Annotated in this window: 19 protein-coding genes; 8 read left to right on the top strand and 11 right to left on the bottom strand. The window is 36.6% G+C overall.

All coding sequences use genetic code 11. The annotated features are described in order from the left end of the window. Window positions 1-112: 112 nt before the first annotated feature. The gene (nfuA, locus tag BTA34_RS15910; RefSeq protein WP_151436386.1) at window positions 113-691 is read right to left on the bottom strand and encodes a Fe-S biogenesis protein NfuA; all 579 of its coding nucleotides are present in this window, start codon (window positions 689-691) and stop codon (window positions 113-115) included. Between the two features lie 60 nt (window positions 692-751). Further along, complete coding sequence (gene gntX, locus BTA34_RS15905; RefSeq protein WP_151436385.1) at window positions 752-1444, bottom strand: DNA utilization protein GntX; 693 nt, start codon at window positions 1442-1444, stop codon at window positions 752-754. A 36-nt stretch (window positions 1445-1480) separates the two neighbouring features. Here gntX and bioH point away from each other — a divergent pair, with 36 nt between their 5' ends. Then, window positions 1481-2251 (top strand): pimeloyl-ACP methyl ester esterase BioH, encoded by a 771-nt coding sequence (gene bioH, locus BTA34_RS15900; RefSeq protein ID WP_151436384.1) that lies wholly within the window; start codon window positions 1481-1483, stop codon window positions 2249-2251. A 46-nt stretch (window positions 2252-2297) separates the two neighbouring features. Here the strand turns inward: bioH and BTA34_RS15895 are convergent, their stop codons facing one another. The 6 genes from BTA34_RS15895 to yihI form a co-directional block, all read right to left on the bottom strand. After that, on the bottom strand, window positions 2298-2756 hold the full coding sequence (locus BTA34_RS15895; protein WP_151436383.1) for an OsmC family protein: 459 nt from the start codon (window positions 2754-2756) through the stop codon (window positions 2298-2300). Between the two features lie 213 nt (window positions 2757-2969). Next, on the bottom strand, window positions 2970-3200 hold the full coding sequence (locus tag BTA34_RS15890) for a FeoC-like transcriptional regulator (protein WP_100159654.1): 231 nt from the start codon (window positions 3198-3200) through the stop codon (window positions 2970-2972). Window positions 3201-3219: 19 nt separating this feature from the next. Then, window positions 3220-5547: a Fe(2+) transporter permease subunit FeoB gene (feoB, locus tag BTA34_RS15885; protein ID WP_151436382.1), complete on the bottom strand. Its 2328-nt coding sequence runs from the start codon at window positions 5545-5547 to the stop codon at window positions 3220-3222. A gap of 48 nt (window positions 5548-5595) precedes the next feature. Further along, a complete protein-coding gene (gene feoA / locus BTA34_RS15880) occupies window positions 5596-5832 on the bottom strand; it encodes a ferrous iron transporter A (protein WP_036914344.1) in 237 nt (78 codons plus the stop codon). A 396-nt stretch (window positions 5833-6228) separates the two neighbouring features. Next, the gene (locus tag BTA34_RS15875; protein WP_151436381.1) at window positions 6229-7674 is read right to left on the bottom strand and encodes a DUF4026 domain-containing protein; all 1446 of its coding nucleotides are present in this window, start codon (window positions 7672-7674) and stop codon (window positions 6229-6231) included. 224 nt (window positions 7675-7898) lie between these two features. After that, window positions 7899-8396 carry a Der GTPase-activating protein YihI gene (gene yihI, locus BTA34_RS15870; RefSeq protein WP_151436380.1) on the bottom strand — a complete coding sequence of 166 codons (498 nt, stop codon included), beginning with the start codon at window positions 8394-8396 and terminating at the stop codon, window positions 7899-7901. Window positions 8397-8584: 188 nt separating this feature from the next. Between yihI and BTA34_RS15865 the strand changes: the two genes are divergently transcribed. Together BTA34_RS15865 and BTA34_RS15860 are read left to right on the top strand one after the other, a co-directional pair. Further along, window positions 8585-10057 carry a glycosyltransferase family 39 protein gene (locus BTA34_RS15865; protein WP_151436379.1) on the top strand — a complete coding sequence of 491 codons (1473 nt, stop codon included), beginning with the start codon at window positions 8585-8587 and terminating at the stop codon, window positions 10055-10057. A 2-nt stretch (window positions 10058-10059) separates the two neighbouring features. After that, window positions 10060-10611: a GNAT family N-acetyltransferase gene (locus BTA34_RS15860; protein WP_151436378.1), complete on the top strand. Its 552-nt coding sequence runs from the start codon at window positions 10060-10062 to the stop codon at window positions 10609-10611. On the opposite strand, the gene BTA34_RS15855 is transcribed toward BTA34_RS15860, so the two are convergent. From BTA34_RS15855 to BTA34_RS15845, 3 genes are all read right to left on the bottom strand, one after another. Further along, window positions 10612-11274: a hypothetical protein gene (locus tag BTA34_RS15855; protein ID WP_151436377.1), complete on the bottom strand. Its 663-nt coding sequence runs from the start codon at window positions 11272-11274 to the stop codon at window positions 10612-10614. Beyond that, window positions 11255-11629 carry a hypothetical protein gene (locus BTA34_RS15850; RefSeq protein ID WP_151436376.1) on the bottom strand — a complete coding sequence of 125 codons (375 nt, stop codon included), beginning with the start codon at window positions 11627-11629 and terminating at the stop codon, window positions 11255-11257. Before BTA34_RS15850 ends, BTA34_RS15855 begins: the two co-directional genes overlap by 20 nt. Before the next feature lie 218 nt (window positions 11630-11847). Then, complete coding sequence (locus tag BTA34_RS15845; RefSeq protein WP_151436375.1) at window positions 11848-13206, bottom strand: NCS2 family permease; 1359 nt, start codon at window positions 13204-13206, stop codon at window positions 11848-11850. 453 nt (window positions 13207-13659) lie between these two features. On the opposite strand from BTA34_RS15845, the gene BTA34_RS15840 reads away from it, so the two are divergent. From BTA34_RS15840 to BTA34_RS15820, 5 genes are all read left to right on the top strand, one after another. Further along, window positions 13660-16179, top strand: coding sequence for a filamentous hemagglutinin N-terminal domain-containing protein (locus tag BTA34_RS15840; protein ID WP_151436374.1), 2520 nt, complete (start codon window positions 13660-13662; stop codon window positions 16177-16179). 76 nt (window positions 16180-16255) lie between these two features. Then, a complete protein-coding gene (gene acpS / locus BTA34_RS15835) occupies window positions 16256-16624 on the top strand; it encodes a holo-ACP synthase (protein ID WP_151436373.1) in 369 nt (122 codons plus the stop codon). 22 nt (window positions 16625-16646) lie between these two features. Continuing rightward, window positions 16647-17402: an SDR family oxidoreductase gene (locus BTA34_RS15830; protein WP_151436372.1), complete on the top strand. Its 756-nt coding sequence runs from the start codon at window positions 16647-16649 to the stop codon at window positions 17400-17402. Window positions 17403-17414: 12 nt separating this feature from the next. Further along, window positions 17415-17993 carry a 3-hydroxyacyl-ACP dehydratase FabZ family protein gene (locus tag BTA34_RS15825; protein WP_151436371.1) on the top strand — a complete coding sequence of 193 codons (579 nt, stop codon included), beginning with the start codon at window positions 17415-17417 and terminating at the stop codon, window positions 17991-17993. A 12-nt stretch (window positions 17994-18005) separates the two neighbouring features. Beyond that, entirely contained in the window at window positions 18006-18308 is a 303-nt protein-coding gene (locus BTA34_RS15820) for an acyl carrier protein (protein WP_151436370.1), read from the top strand. The last annotated feature ends 4 nt before the right edge of the window (window positions 18309-18312 follow it).

Here is an 18312-nt window from a genome sequence, read left to right as displayed (position 1 = left end):
ACGTCAAATCGGTAAAGATGACGTTACACTTTGTAAATGATTATTTTAATAAACAAATCCCCCATGATATCAGTGCAGGTGAGTACCATAGGGGATGTGATACTGAGAGATATCAGTAGTAGGAGTGTTCACCGCGTTGGTGTTCAGTTAAATCTTTCACACCTTTTAACTCTTCTGGGAACAGGTTTAACAGTTCTTTTTCGATACCATCTTTTAATGTGACATCAATCATTGAACAACCGTTACAACCACCACCGAATTGTAAGATAGCATAACCATCTTCAGTGATTTCCATGAGGCTAACGCGACCACCATGGCCCGCTAATTGTGGGTTAATTTGTGATTGTAGTACGTATTCTACGCGTTCAATTAACGGTGCATCAGCATCGACTTTACGCATTTTTGCGTTAGGTGCTTTCAGGGTTAATTGTGAGCCAAGTTGGTCAGTGACAAAGTCAATTTCCGCATCTTCTAAGAAAGGCGCGCTGATGTCATCAACATACGCAGAAAGTTTTTCGAACTTAATTTCAGTATCGTTTGGCTCTACGGCATCAGGTGGGCAATACGAAACGCCACATTCAGCATTAGGTGTGCCCGGATTGATAACGAATACACGGATTTGGGTGTTGGGTTCTTGGTTAGCCAGTAGTTTGGCAAAATGCGCCTGTGCGGCATCAGTAATAATAATCATATCGTCTTGCTCAATAGTTGACTGTTCTGGTTGGTTATCATACGCCCAATTGGCGGTTAACTACAAGGTTCGACAAATCGCCCATACCTCAACAGAGCGTGCTCCCGCACGAAATAACAAGGGTATAATGCTCTTTAATGTCGCACCTGTAGTGATAACATCATCAATTAGTGCCAGATTTTTCCCTGATACCGACACTGTGTTATTTAATACAAATGCATTCTTTAAATTTTGTTGCCTTTGCTTGGCATTAAGATGCGTTTGCACCAGTGTAGCACGAGTTCTTATCAGGGTATCAGGTTGATAAGCACAATTTAGCCACCTTGCCAAAGGCTTAGCGATAGCTTCTACTTGCTCAAAGCCTCTAGACCAACGGCGATGACGATGTGAAGGAACGCTAATAATTCTGTCGGGTTTCTGCACCAAATTTTCTCGCCGATGTGCAAGCCATCGCAAGAGAAAAAGTCGTGCAAGACATAACGCTATTTGAGGGCGAGGTTGGTATTTATAAAGGTGTAATAATTTATTTAATGGTGGTTGATAGTCAGTGACTGTCAACATCTGTTTCCATGGTGGAGGCGATTGTAAGCAGCGTCCACATAGCATCATAGAGTGGGATGAGGGATATAAACAGCATGGGCAACGATGATGCTGTTTAGGTAAATAGCGAATACAACTCGAGCAAATACCTTTAGTATCATAATGTAAGGGTTGACGACATAACCAACAATATCCTGCTATTGTTATCCACATAATGAACATCCTTGTAAAAGAAAAGAGAGCATAACAATGAATAAATTGTATTGGCAGACAATCGGTGAAGGAAAAACAGATCTTGTGCTATTACATGGGTGGGGGTTGAATGCACAGGTTTGGCAATCATTAATACCTCGATTAAGCTCGCATTTTACATTGCATCTTGTTGATTTACCGGGCTATGGTCGTAGCCAAGGTTTTCCTGCTCTTACATTAAAAGAGATGGCAGAAATTGTTTTTGCCAACGCCCCTGAAAATGCAATTTGGTTAGGCTGGTCTTTAGGTGGATTAGTGGCGAGCCGTGTGGTGTTAGATAATCCCAATCATGTACAAGCCTTGGTTTCGGTGGCATCTTCGCCTTGCTTTGGCGCTCATAATGATTGGCCGGGTATCAAACCTGAGGTTTTAAAAGGCTTTGAGCAGCAATTAAATGAGAATTTTCATCGCACCGTTGAACGCTTTTTAGCGCTACAAACATTAGGTACAAAAAGCGCCCGTGAAGATATGAAAGCATTAAAATCAATGGTATTAGAACAACCACTACCTACTGTTGAAGTGCTTAATGGCGGATTAGAAATTTTGAGAACGGAAGATTTACGAGAAGAATTGAAAGCGTTGCGTTGTCCTTTTATTCGTTTTTATGGTTATTTAGATGGCGTAGTGCCACGAAAAGTCGCTGGATTATTAGATGCTATTTATCCACAATCACCTTCTGTTATTTTCCGTAATGCCGCGCATGCTCCGTTTATTTCGCATCCCGATGAATTTACGCAAGCGTTAATTAATGCTTGTTCTCTTAAGTAATCCATTTATCAATAACTGCCCCAAATAGGGGGCAGTCGTATTTTTCTTACGCCATTACATTTTCAATACTGTATGAAGTTTCACAAATCGGTGGATTTTTGATTGTGTCAAAGACAGGACAAGTTCGCTCAATAAAGGCGATAAATTCAGCAATTTCTTCTTCGCTATTGTCTGCCTGAATAAAGAAATGAGTGGTAATTTTACTAAAACCTATTTTGGCTTGTTTATTTTTCCCCATAAAACCATCGGTATCTAATTCTCCTCTGACTTCAATACGAATATTTTCAAGCTTGATATCGTGCATACGCGAAAAGCTTTTTGCAACAATGCCCTTACACGCCCCTAGTGTACCTAATAGTGCTTCAACGGGATTCATTGCACTGTCTTGTCCACCTAATGATGGAGGTTCATCAAGGAGAAATTGAAATTGACGTGAGGCACATTGCATCTGTAACCCACCTTGATCACCACTGGTAACAATCGATGAAAATTCAGTTATCGGCATAATCTATTATCCTTATAAGAATGATCGATGTGTATAATTTCATTTTGGACGTAAAGACGTCTCGACGTCTTATTTAAGTATCGAATTATGATGGGATAATCAGAAAAGTAAACCAATAAATAAGAAGATAAAAAATGGCATCATTAACGATAAGACAAAAAAATCCCTTACCAAGGTAAGGGATTTTGTGTTTAAGCGATATTTAACAAATAGTTAGCGTAATTGATAAAGCTTTGTTTGGCATGCGGTGGCTTCAGGGCAACTTTTACAACTGCCTGTGAGACAATCTTCTACATCCACCTCTTCAAGCTTACCCATCAATGTGAGCCGCTCTAACATTGCTTGCACCAAAGGTTCAGGCATATTGAGTTGATGGCTGATAAGACGGGCATCGGCTCGACCATTAAGGGCGATACAATCACGTACTTCTATCAGACTTGCCATCTTACTTTTCCTTTGTCACTTAGTGACAACTACCTTTTGAACAACATTGTTTAGATAATGAAGGTTTATTGCTTAAGTTAATTGTTAGGCGACTACGCGCATTACGCAACAAGATAAATAAAATTAAGTTGAAGATAACCACCGCTGCAATCGTTATACCGCTGCTTTGTGGATGTTCACTAAAGGTTGCCACTTGATAGAACAGGGCTGCCAATGAGTAAGCAATATTTAATCCCCAAAGGATAGAGAAAGTCATCCAACCACGGCTTGTTTCACGGGCGATAGCACCCATTACTGAAACGCAAGGTACATACAGTAAAACAAAGATTAAGTAGCTGTATGCCGCAACGCCTGAACCAAATTTAGCGCCCATGGTGCCCATGGTGCCGGTATCCATTTCACCATCACCTTTGCTTGCTTCAATTGGATTAGAAAGCGCAGCGAGAGTGAAGGTTTCTTTTAAGCTATCCCATGTTTCACCAAAGGCATCACCAATTTCGCCCCATAGGTCGAATTCTTCAGGATCAAATGGCTCATTAACAATGCTTTCTGCGGTATAGAGGGTATTTAATGTTCCCACTACCACTTCTTTCGCCATTGCACCAGTGACTAAACCAACTGTTGCTTGCCAGTTATCACTATGAACACCAATAGGTTGCAGTAATGGTGTGATCACTTTACTGACAGACGCTAATGCAGAATCATTGATGTTATCCGCAGGTTTACCTGAGAAGGTAAAGCTGTTTAGTGCACCAATAAACATACTGGCAATAATAATGACTTTACCTGCACGTACCACGAAGCCTTTTAGGCGTTGCCATGTTTGCATGAGTAACGTTTTTAGGTGAGGAACGTGATAAACCGGCAGCTCCATCACGAAAGGTGAGGCTTCACCACGCATAATGGTGTGTTTTAGCAGTAAGCCTGTGAGGATAGCAACCACAATACCCAGAAGATAAAGTGAGAAAACAACGCTTGCGCCATTTTTACCAAAGAAAGCAGCAGCAAATACAGCAAAGATAGCTAAACGTGCACCACAAGACATAAACGGTGCCATCAATACGGTGATCAGGCGTTCTCTTGGTGCATCCAGTGTACGCGCACCCATAATGGAAGGTACGTTACAACCAAAACCGACAATCAGTGGTACGAATGATTTACCCGGTAAACCCAGAGCCTGCATCAATCTATCCATTACAAATGCAGCTCGTGCCATATAACCTGAGTCTTCAAGAATAGATAAGAACAGGTACATCATTCCGATTTGTGGCACTAATGGAAGTACCGTATTAATACCGCCACCGATACCTTGAGCAAGGAAAATGGTCAGCCACTCAGGGAAGTTAAAGGTTGCACCAATCCATTGAATACCATGGATAAAGATAGCTTCAGAGCCACCTTCAAAAGCAGGCTGTAAAGCACCACCAATGTTAATTGCGAGCACAAACATTAAGTACATAACAAACAGGAAGATAGGAACACCTAACCAACGGTTTAATATCACTTTATCGATATTTTGCGTCAGGATATTAGGCTTAATGGCTTCCATATTAATCACGGCATGGCAGATGCGCTCAATATTTTGATAACGGGCATCAGCAATGACTAATTCGGGTTCATTGTTATGTTCGTCTTGAATTCGTTGGCGAATGGTTTTGATATCGTCACTAGTGATTTGAGCACGTTGGTGAGTATAGATATCACCCTCTAAGCACTGTAATGCCATCCAACGACGTTGCTGTAAATTAAACTCATCGTGATTAATTTTTTCAGCAAGTGCCTCGACTTCATTAAGTAACCATATCGGATAAGACGTCAGTAATTCTTGTGGTTTTTTCTTTTCAGCAGGGAAGGTATCAATGGCTTCTTTGAGCTTATCAATTCCCGATGCTTTGGTTGAAACCATTGGAATAACAGGGCAACCCAGTTGCTTTGAAAGTGCCTTGATATCAATTTGCATATCTTGGTGTTCTGCAATATCGAGCATGTTTAATGCCACGATACACGGAATACCAAGCTCTAGTAGTTGCAATGTCAAATAGAGGTTACGCTCAAGATTTGATGCATCAACCACGTTAATCAGCATGTCTGCTTCATTACTTAAAATAAAATGGCAGGCAATTTGTTCATCAAGCGATGTCTGTTCTGAGATTGTCGTTAAAGAGTAAGTGCCGGGTAAATCGACAAGTTCAATTTTATGATTTGCAGTTGTGAAACGACCAACTTTGCGTTCGACCGTTACACCCGCCCAGTTACCCACACGTTGGCGAGAGCCTGTTAACTGATTAAAGAGTGTTGTTTTACCAGCATTGGGATTGCCGATAAGGCCTATAGTGAGAGGAGTCATAATAGTGATGCCAATAGTTGTCTTGCCTGGTTGAATGAGAAATAACGATTATTTTTCGTTATGAACCACTTCGCTAAGATTAATGAGTGCGAGATCTTTTTTTCTCAAAATTAGGGATACTCGGTGCGTTTCTATTTGAATAGGATCACCCAGTGGTGCGATACGAATAACGTTAAACACAGCGCCAGGTAACATACCTAAAGATAATAATTTCTGTCTGTATGCAGGGCTAATCTGAGGTGAGTAGCTCAAGATTTTATAACTGTGATTTGGGATCAGAGACATAATCGTCCTTCCACGAATATTGATACAAAAAATAATGATACTGATAATTATTAACGGATATGAGAATTCACATAATAATATTAAGGTTAATTATAATAAATATTTTTAATGCTAATGAGAATTATAATTATCCTTATTGGGTATAATTTAGCCTAGTCTATGCATGTCTACACTTGATTTAAATCAACCAGAGAAAAGATATTGAGATGAAAATAGACTGTTTATCTTATCTGTTACTAGACAAAAACAGAATGTGAAGAGTTGAAATGCCAATGTAGCAACAAAATAACAATTAATTAATGATATTAACGGATCACAATATAAAACAGATTTCAAGAATATAAAGAGCGCGAGCTTAAGTGAAAAGCTCGCGTTGTTATGGTGAATATCCGCTAATTAGTGGGTTTGCTGGTGGCTAAAAAGTTGGTAAATATTGTTAGGGGTATAACTATTATCTTCGTATGAAACGACCCAATCAGTTATTAATGCGGTGTTGATAGGATAGATTTCACCTTCTTGCATATCCTCAACATAAAATGGCACGTTGAGTAATTTTGCATAAATGGTGTCTCCATCACGAGACTGCGGCACAAACCACATATGCTCTAGCTCTTTTTCTTCCTCTTCACCATAAGGAATGCCGAACTTGATCATAAATTGCCACGGGTTTTCAGTCTCTTCGGGTTTGTCTTTTCCTAATAATTTGGATAGAAAACCACTTTTTTTCTCAACAGGCGGTTGATTATAGTTATCAAACATAGAAACGAAGTATTCCCAGCGTCGCTTGGCTTTTTCAGACATTTCATAGGTTTCTTCATTGCTACGCAGTAGCATCATCGCTTGTTGCTCTTCATAACCTTTAAAGAAGGTTTCTAAAACAGGGTTTTCTTCATTGGTTCTAAATAGCATAGAAGAAGGGTGTTGATGATATTCATCACGATCAGCTAAATCACCCAAGAAACCGCCATTTGGTGCGCCTTCTGTGTCATAACGCATCTCTTCTAAAGGTCTAAGGCTATCAAGAGGGGTTGATTGATTAATATGACGAATACCTTCTTCAAAAGGTAATGCGACAAGATACTCCAAACCTGATGATGTTTGACCACACAGCATCGGTTCACCAAATTCAATTTGGCGATGATTAATACTGTTGTTAACAAAGCAGCGGAAGAGATCAGGAATGCCATAGTAAGATTCAAGCATACTTGGAATAACTAAATCGACTTCTGTTAAGCTGCAACGCGCTAATCCATGTGTATGGAACCAAAACATCGTGGGTGGATCATTTTCTGTGTCATAGACAGCATGAATAACATATAAGCTTTCTACTTCAGGATAGAGATCGGGCGTTTCTAATTGAAAGCGTATCCACTCAGGTGTTAATGCTTTACCTGCCGCTGATTCATCTAATGCTAAGACCATTTCAGGTGCGATGATATTAAGAAAATTCAGTTGATGGCGATAGCTTGCTAAAGGATGTAAGGTTTCAGTAAAAAGTGTTTCTAATAATAAATCTTGCGTTGTCGCATTCGCATGTGCGAGTTGTTGTGGTGTGAGTTCATCAGTCGAATACATTGGACGTATTTCGTAATCTTCATCACGAGGATAAAGGCAGACAAAAAAATGTAACTCGTCATCACCATGCTGGCAACGATAGAAAAAACCGTCGTCAATATTTTCACTTAGATAATTGATTTCACCATCAGTGTAATCGGTCTGTTCTTCTAGGCGTTGTTCAATAAGCGCATAGTTTAGTGGCTGTGCAGGGAAGGCCACTATACGAGAGGGCACTTTTTCTCCTTGCCCGGCTGCGATATCTAAGTACTGCTGTTTGTTATCCATATTTTTTATCACTCGTATATTAAAGATAGAAAAATAGGATATCAGGGATAACAAGAGAGGAATAGATGGAGTTATCTGAGCTTGAGAGGGTTATTTGATCTATTGTTAATAATCAGTATTAATAAAAAGTAAAACAGAGAATAATCCATAAAAACTAAAGGATATCAATAAATTATTGATATCCTTTAGTGCAAGGTAATCAAGGCAAATGATTAGCCTTTTGATTATTTACCTTTTAGTAATTGCATGATGTCTTCAGTTTTTTCTTCATCGTCATCATCTTCAAACTCAATACCTAACTCAACCATTAATTCGTCAATGCGATCAAGGGTTTTCTCAGTATAAGCTTGTTCTTCTGCATTGAGTTTTTCACCGTTTTCAAGACGAGACAGTAATTCATCTAGACGTGCATCGTTTTCTAATAGGTCTAACTCTTGCTCAGGCGTTAAACGAACAGGCTCTGCTTTAACTGGCGCAGGTTTTTTCTTCACAACTTTTGGTGCATCGCCCACAATCAGAGGGATCGGTTTTTTGCTACCAATACGTGGATCTTTCGGCGCTGTATTGTTCGCTTGCTGTTTATTTTCCGCTTCCTGCTGACGGTTACCAGCAGGATTGCCACGGTGTTTCTTTTGACGTTTACGTTCACGTCCTTCCGCGTTCAGCTCTTCACGCGATTTCTTACGTGCTTTAGCTGCGGGCTTTCTTTTAATCATATTCATAATGGTAACTCGATAGTGATCTTCTTGGTTGCGCAATCTATCAGAAACAAATTTTCAATAAAAGCGCAAATTTAAGACAATTTAATTTTTGCTCACGTACAATGTGCGGTTCATTTCACTATACTTTACTGTGTTGTGACGTCAATTAACGACTAAATTAAATTAATTAACTTAAATTTCTATTTATTATGACATTAGCATCTGCACAATTACGTAAACCAGTATATTGGTGGGTTATTGGTTATGCGACTCTTTGGATCTTAGTGAGTTATTTTTTTGACCCTACAGTGCCTTATGATGCCGTTGAGGCTGTCAATTGGGGCATTAACGGAGGGTGGGGTTCCCCAAAAAATCCTTGGTTTGTGGGTTTTATAATGACACCCGCTATTTATGGCGGTATCGATTTTAGCTTTTATTGGTATTTTATCCACTTTATTGTCATTGCTATTGGGCTATTAGGTGTTTGGAACTTAGCCTACAAGTTGACACAAAATACTCACTTAGCTTGGTTTGCTATGTTGGGGCTTAATTTATCTGGCGTGATCAACTTTGATATTATCCCTTATAACGATAACTATATTCTAGTGGGTTGTTGGGCATGGGCGTTCTATTTTTTCCTTTGTGCCATTAATGACAATCAAAAATATTGGATTGCCTTCGCGATCACGATGGGTATTGCCACAATGGGGAAATATTCATCATTAGCTTTTATTGGTTCTGTGTTTGTATCAAGCCTTTTTGTTCCTAAAGTTCGAGCAAGTTATCGCTCTCCTTATTTCTATTTAGCATTGGCTATTTGGTTTGCTTTTGTTATTCCCAATTTTATTTGGTTATGGCAAACCGATTTTGCGGCGTTTAAATGGGTCGATTCACAAATTGAAAACCGTTTTAATTTACGTACAACTCGCGCTGCACTGACTGTTTTTTACCCAGTGATTTTAATGTGGGGAATTTTACGTTTTTATGGTGGGCGTGTTAGTTGGTCTGCTTCTAAAGATAGCCAATTACTCAATTTTATTTTTTTGTTTCCATTAACGATTATTTTTATTTGGTTTAGTTTTCATGAAGGGGGGCGTATCAGCGAGTGGTTACAACCCTTTATGTCGATTGCGACTGCGCTTTTTGTGGGTTCAATTAGTGTAATGCCTAAACGTTCATTACGTGGAGCACTGTATGGTTTAGGTGTTTTCGGTATGTTGGTCGTTTCTGGTTATACGGTCGTTCAAGCCGCTAATGTGCGTAATGCAGGGCAAAAATTTATTGGCGTAAAAACCTTTGTGCAAGATGTTGAACAAGCTTGGCATCAACATTATCACACGCCACTTGCGTATGTGGGCGGTGAATATATGCATGAGTGGGTGACTTTTTATGGCAAAGATAGACCATTATCTTCACAGCCTTGGGTGTTAGCAGAGAATGTGCAACCACCTAATATTTATAATCGACATATTACACTTCAACAATTAGAAGAAAAAGGTGTCGTATTGGTAAGTGAAGTGGGCTATTACTGTGAAAAAGCACATTTTGATGAAGGATTAAAGCACTGGCCGAGTTTAAAAATCGCTGGTACTCAAGAGATAATGTTTCGTGCTGAACCAGATGCCATTACCGAGCCTGTTTGTATTGCTTTTGTGGCACCAAAAACACATAAGGAAAAGTAGAGATGCGTTACGCTGATATTCAGGTTGAAACAGAAAGATTGATATTACGCCCTTTTGAAATGAGGGATGCTGAAGATTGGTTTAAGATCATGAGTTCACCTGAAGTGACGCGCTACTGGAGCCATCTCCCTTGGCAATCACTGCAAGAAGCGCAGGAAGATATCATTCAAGATATCACGCATATGGAAAGAAAAGAGTATCTGCGCTTAGCGGTGATCGATAAAACAACACATGCACTTATGGGCATGTGTGTTTTCTTTAATCATTACCCTAATTCAGGACGTGGAGAAATAGGGTATTGCCTTGATATGGCTTATCAAGGCAAAGGTATTATGAAAGAAGCTATGGTCGCGTTTATTGAGTATCTTCAAACACATCTATCTGTTCGCCGTTTAGAGGCAGATATCCACCCAGATAATAAAGCATCAGCGGCATTGTTAGCGAAATTAGGCTTTGAACAAGAAGGGTATCTTAAACAGCGTTGGATTGTGGGTGATGAAGTTTCTGACTCTGCTATTTTTGGTTTGTTATTGCCTGCTATAGATAAAGCCTAATTAGGTGCTTTCTATTAGTTTTGATATTGCAAGTAAAACGACTCTTTCGCCAAAATCGCCTTCTGGGATATTTAGATTTTCTAAGAAGGCGAGATCAACATTGAAATCTATTGAAGAAGGTCTGCTCCAAATATGAGCGCTGTTTATTATGAGCGATTTTCTATCGCATTCATAAAGCATCAATTCACCATTAGAAAAGTATTTATGTGATAACGTATTATTATGACAATGCATAACGTAAAGCATAATATTTTCTGAATTTGATAAACCAATTGCCCATAAGCTCATTCCACCCAGAGTTTGCTGAGTATCACTAATTACGCCACCATAAATTTCAATTATTTTTAAATAGATTGTAACTGAAATACCTAATGAACGATATTCATTATCTACATAGGCAGATTCTATTTGGGGTAAATTAGGTGAAAATAATATGGGCGCAGATAAATTAAAAGTCATTACATAATTAGCAACAACAATATTATTTTTTATATCTTTAACATATAACCGACTTAATTCAATACTAACTTTTTCTCTTAATAATATGTATTCTTTTTGGTCATTATCTAAAATTACACCTAATTCATCTATTTCGCCAAAATTCCCGCTATTATCTGGATAAATAAGTCGTTTATTATGGCGATCAATTAAAATGGGAGGCATTCATTTGAGCCTTTTTATGCTGTAAGTTAAAAGTTTTAATCATTCTTTTAAGTTTTCTATGATTAAAAAGTTTTTCATATTGTACTTTATATTTATTATTTATTTTATTTGAAAAAGACTCAGATACAACACTAAATCCTTTTTTATTTTTAGAGGGTTCTAATTGAAGTTCAAGAATAGGATAAACATTATCCCAAATAGCGGTTTCTTCCCAACCATCATTAAGAATTAAGACCCTAGGTCTTGTTTCGCGTTCTTTCATTATTCTAACTTCGAAATTAATACCTTCACTATCTTTAATTTCACCAATTAGAATAGTTCTACTTGCTATTGTATGAGGTGAACGTTTATTCATTTCTCCTCCTGATAGTTAGTAAACTTAAAGTGATCATGATGAATACAATGTTGGTAAATAATATAATTATTAATAAAATTATTTATTACATACCATTATAAACAACCATAACGTTCTCTTTATAGTATTTTAGATATGTTTAAAAATAAAGCAAAAATTATCACCTGATAAAAAATAGGAAAAGCAATAGTCCGAGAACTATTGCTTTAGAATGTCGTTTAGAAAAGATTATTCAAATCAATAACATGAGTATCAATCAGTAATATTTTCAAAATAAACAGCAGTGAAACAATCACAACACACAGATTAATTTCTTTCCAGCGGAATGTACCCACTTTCATTACACAATAAGCAATAAAACCAAGTGCGATACCTTCGGTGATTGAGAAGCTAAACGGCATCATTACTGCGGTGATAAAGGCAGGAACGGATTCTGTTAAATCATCCCATTTCACGCGCGTTAAACTGGATGTCATTAATACACCCACATAAATCAATGCGCCAGCCGTTGCGTAGCTTGGTACCATACCTGCTAGCGGTGATAAGAAAATCGCGAGTAGGAACAGGATACCAACAACAACCGCCGTTAAGCCTGTACGACCACCGACAGAAACACCTGAAGTACTTTCGATAAAAGCAGTAACGGACGATGTTCCCATTGCAGAGCCTGCAACAGAGCTTAAGCTATCGACGTATAACGCTTGTTTCATGCGTGGAAATTTACCTTTCTCATCGGTTAAACCCGCTTTATCAGTCACACCAATTAAAGTGCCGGATGAGTCAAATAAGTTAACCAACATAAAGGCAAAAATCACACCAGAAAGACCGATATCTAAGGCACCCATAATATCCACTTTACCAACAACAGTGGTGATAGATGGAGGTAGAGAGAAAACGCCTTGGTAGGTGACATCGCCTAATAACAGACCAATCACAGTAGTGATAACGATAGAAATAAGAATAGCTGCGTGAATATTACGTGCGGCAAGAATGGCGATAATAAAAAAGCCTAATGCACCCAATAACACGTTATGAGAGGCAAAATTACCAATAGTGACGATCGTGTCATTATTAGGAATAATAATACCCGAGTTTTTTAGCCCCATCATGGCGATAAACAACCCGATACCGCTTGTTATACCGACACGTAGACTCAGTGGAATGTGGGCAATTATCCAATAACGAATACGAAAAAGAGTCAGTAAAAATAATCCCACAGCACCCCAGAAAATCGCACCCATCGCGACTTCCCACGAATAGCCCATTGCACCAACTACCACAAAGGCAAAGAAGGCGTTTAGGCCCATTGCAGGGGCAACCGCAATAGGTAGATTTGCCACGAGTCCCATTAAAATACTGCCAAAAGCCGCAATTAAGCAGGTTGTCACGAAGACGGCTTTGATATCCATATTGGCAGCGGCAAGAATTTGAGGGTTAACGAAGATAATGTAAACCATCGTTAAGAAAGTCGTGACACCCGCAATCAGTTCAGTGCGAGCGTTTGTACCGTGTTCTTGTAGCTTAAACACACGTTGGAGCAAACCCTGTGATCCAGAATTTGGTGATGACATGCTCATAGACAAAAGATCCCAAAAAAAATGTTTTTCGCTTTATCCTACACAAATAAAACCAGAACTGCACCTAAAAAGTAATCGATTGCTTTTTTTAGCGGAGTATATAATGAAAAAGCAGTTCAAAGAGGAAATCAGTATTTTTTTAATTAAGAAACAATATGAAAAAGCAATAAATTTATATTTAAAACAAAATTTATTTATTATTGTTTTTATTTTTTATTAGAGTTGTAACTTATATTAAATAAATTATATTTGGTTTGTGTTTTAATTAAATATGTATATTTCATCTTCTTGCCAAATAAAAAAATCTCGCTAAAGTTAATCAACCTGTAAGTTTTAAATTAGCTTTATTGCTCTAAATGTGATTTTTATATATTGATATTTAACAAATCTTTGTTTTTATAAAAATAGATTTTATTATCCAATTAATAATCTTCTTAATATAAGGTAACTATAATGAATATGAAAAAAAAAGCTTCTTTTAAAATTAATTTATTAGTTTTCTCTGTGTTATCAATGTTAAATATGACGACTGTGGTACAAGCTGATCCTATGGCTAATATCGTGGCGCAACAAGAGCAAGAAAATAGTAATGTTAATGTTCTTAATATTGCAGCCGTAGTTAATGGTTATTCGCGTAACTTACTGACCAGTTTTGATGTTCCTGAAGTGGGATTAATATTAAATAATAGTACAGACGGTGCAGAGACCCAATTATCTGGGCATATTGCAGGTAATAGTAATTTATCAAGCGGTGCTGCAAAAGATATTATTCTTGAGGTTAACGCTAAAAAAGCCATTATGCTAAATGGTCCTGTTGAGGTAGCAGGAACGAATGCGCGCGTGATTTTATCTAATCCTGCGGGAATTATTTGTAGTAGCTGTAATTTCCTTAGTACCGATCGCGTGGTTCTGACAACAGGTACTGTAAATGTACAAAATGACATGGTTGATAGTTATAAAGTTGAAAAAGGAAATATTACCGTTAAAGGTAATACTGTCTTTGATAAAGTTTCAACACAGGTTGATTTCATTGCTCGTAATGTTTCTATTGAAGAGCCAGTGAATGCATCAGGTATTAACGTCAATGTTATAACTGGGACTAATGAAGTTAAAGCACAAGACAATACAGTTATTGCGCAAAAGCCAACAGGGGCGATTAGTAAATATAGCTTACAAGTGATCAAAAATGCTGGGGTTAGAAGCTTGTTACTAAAATTTGTTGGCACAGAAAACAATTCACCACTTATCAATAATGGTAGCGTTGAAACTGCAGAGGGGGGAATTGATCTTACTCATAATGGTTTACTTGAAAATAATAAAGGTAAATTCTTATCAAAAGGTGATATTAATATTGTTTTCGATAAAGGCGTTAAAAATAGTACAGGTGAAATAGAAAGTTTGAAAACCATTGTAATAGATACTAAAGGGGAGAAACTCGATAATATCCTTGGTAGTAATATTTCTGCTATTGGAAATGTCACAATCAAAAGTGGTGAATTAAAAAATAATGCGTCCTATATTGCGAGTAAAGATAAATTAGATATTCGAACTAATGGAAAAACAATAACAAATACAGCAACGGTGGGTAGCAATCTTGGTCTTGCAGCAACAAATGGCATTGCAATTAACAGTGGTTTATTTAATAACAAAAATGGAGAAATTAATTCTCAGAATGTGATTGATATTAATACAAACCTAAAAGACTTCAATAATATTGATGCTTATATTGATGCATCCGGTGGCATTAAAATTAATAGTGGTGTAATGAATAATACTAATAGTCGTCTACGTTCAGTCACCTATATTGAAATTGATACTAATGGTAAAGCACTTAAAAATGCCGGTATAACCGCAGATACTGCAAGTGATGATTCATTAGGCATTCTTAGCGGTAAAGATGGTATGACAGTTAATATTGCTGGGCTAGTCAATGATAAAGGCATTATTGCTACAGATGGTAATATGAGTTTTACTAACAAAGGCGATATTACTAATCAATGGGGACAGATTAAATCCGGTGGTTTCTTAACGTTTTATAGCACTAAGATCAAAAACCTCTATGGTGGTTTAGCATCGAAAAACGGGGCTAATGTGACTTTATCTACAACATTAGATAATAACTTTGGCGTTTTCTATTTAGAGGGCGACAAGGTTACTATTAACGCACCTTATATAAATAATAATAAAGGTGTTATTAAAGGTGATTCCCTTTATTTTAAAACGGATAAATTTAACAATATATCAGGGTTTGTGATTACTCAGCAGAAATTAGAAATTGATACACCAGAACTCACCAATAATAATAGCTCGGATTTTAAAACAGAAATGGGGTTCTATTTGGGTCAATCCAATCAGAAAGGGGGGTTAATTAGTAAAGGAGAAATGAAATTACAAGGTCATAAATTATTGGAAAATAAAGGAGGGCGTATTGTGACAGAAAATGGTGATATTGATATTGAATTTACCTCTGTTAATAATGAAAATGGTATTATCGCATCATATAAAAATGCCTCTGTAGTGACAAGCTCTTTTTCCAATTTACAAGGAACGTTATTTGGCCGAGATAAATTAAAATTACAAACTGATACATTGAAAAACAATAACACCGGTACGGTTGAAAGTAATAATTTAAAAGGTGTTATTGCATCAAGTGGTGATAATGAGGTGGCGGTTAATCGAGATTTTGAAAATCATGGTGTAATTTCCGGTGTGGAACATTTACGTGTAACGGTTAACGGCAAATATACCAACGCTGCTAATAGTATTATGTCTGGTAAAAATAGTTTCGAATTAAATGTGAAAGGAAATATTATTAACTACGGTATTCTCAATTCAATAAAAGATTCTACTATTTCTGGCGAAAACATTACTAATGAGAAATCAGGCACTATTGTTGGTAGAAACAGTATTACCATTAATAATCGGGGTGCTTTTATCAACAAGGGTAAAATTATTGGACCTATAAATGAATAATATTTTCTAATCTGTATATGAGCGATATTTTATCGCTCATATATTAAATGATACATTATCTTGAGTATTAGAAAATATGAGAATTGGAACTGATATTATAGAAATAAAAAAAGTTACTATTGCAATTACCAGAAATAAAGAACATTTAATTCAACTATTATTAACAGACTATGAAAGGAAAAGTATTGGTGTAGTTAACGAAAACTATCATCGTATTGCAGGCTTTTGGGCGGCAAAGGAAGCTGCTGTAAAAGCAATAGGTACAGGATTTAGATTGGGTATCTTATTTCATGACATTGAAATAAGGCATGATAAATATGGAGCGCCTTTTTATTTTTTCACTGGAAATTTTTATAATTTATTTAAGAAAAGAAAACTAATTAAATCATCATTAAGTATTTCTCATTGTGAACATTACGCAGTAGCTATTGCTATTTTTAATTGATGTATTTTATAGGTGTTCTATTATGTTTATATATTCTGATTTAAAAAATAAGAATGTTATTGTTACGGGAGCCAATGGCGATGTAGGCATAGCAATTTGCCATAAATATCTTGAACAACAATGTCATGTTTATGCTATATATCACAAAAATAGAAGTAACTTAGATAAATTAAAAAAAGAAAATAAAGATTGTGACTATTTGCATATATTACAATGTGATATCAATAATAATAAATCGATTGGTGATTTTTTAGCAATACTCAAAGCGAATGTTCACGCTATTCATGTATTAGTAAATAATGCAGGTGTTATTAAAGATGAATTATTTTCTACTATAAATATGGATGAATTTGAATATGTTATTAAAACGAATTTATTAGGAACTTGCCAATTTACTAAACAGTTATTACTTTTCTTAAGGTCGGCAGAAAAGGCGACCATTATTAATGTTGCCTCCATTGCGGGAATTGTACCGAGTATTGGCCAAAGTAACTATAGCGCAGCTAAGGCAGGTATTATTGGTTTCACACATACCTTGGCTGCGGAGTTAGCGAATAAAGGCATTCGAGTTAATGCAGTGGCTCCGGGCATGATTGAGTCTGATATGGTTAAAAAAGTATCACGACAAGTGGTACGTCATATTAAATCTATTATTCCATTACAGCGATTAGGATTAAGCTCTGAAGTTGCCAATACCATTTTATTTTTAAGCTCTGAGGCATCTAGCTATATCGTTGGGCAAACGTTAATCGTTGATGGTGGCATGGTGATGCGATGAGAGATAAACGTTATGAGCCTCTATAATCAATCGTTACTACCACCGGCTCTATTTTTAAAAATAGGGGCATGGCGACAACCAACAATAATGGTAGATAGAATAATCGATTTTGTACCAAGTGAAAAATCCATAATTAGAGCTATCAAACATGTTACTTTTAATGATCCGTATTTATTAGGGCATTTCCCTGGCGATCCTGTGGTGCCAGGAATTGTGGTCGCTGAAATCTTTGGCCAAGCAAGCGAGTATTTATCTTTTATCGATGATTTCTGTTCGATTTATAAAGCAGAGCGAAATATTGAATTAAAAACATTTAAAGAAATATCGAAAGCAATAAATGAACCGGGATCTGAAATAATTTTAACTCAGCATCGAAGTAAAGTTTCCGGTGTACTGGCTTCACAAAACTTAAGATATAAAAATTCTGCATATCCCGGAGATACAATAGAAATAAAAAGTATTTTATTATTTTCTGATGAGAATAATTTTAAACATTATTCAGTTGAGGCTAGAGTTGGAAAGAAAATAATTGCAAATGGCACAATAGTAAATTTTAGAGCATATTACCATTCAGATAAAAATGAAACTTAGGATATTAATATTATGGAAAATTATACTAGTTTAAATGAGAAAATTGAACAAAGAAAAAAAATGTTAAAGCGAGTAAAAGAGGGGCTTATTGAACGGCTTAATTTACATAAAACTATTAATCAAATTGATGATGATACTCCCTTATTTGGTAGTGGGTTAAAATTAGATTCCGTTGATGCAACAGAAATTATTGTTTTTCTTAATGATGAGTTTGATATTCAAGTAACAGAGGGAGACGATCCCTATTATATGAGGACGATAAATAGCTTAACAACATTTATTTTAAATAAGTTACAAGAAAAAGAAGATGTATAATTGA

It is taken from the genome of Proteus sp. CD3, from assembly GCF_008808075.1.
Classification (GTDB): Bacteria; Pseudomonadota; Gammaproteobacteria; order Enterobacterales; family Enterobacteriaceae; genus Proteus; species Proteus appendicitidis.
The sequence above is the reverse complement of the archived record's forward strand: the minus strand, read 5'-3'. Positions and strand labels throughout refer to the sequence as shown.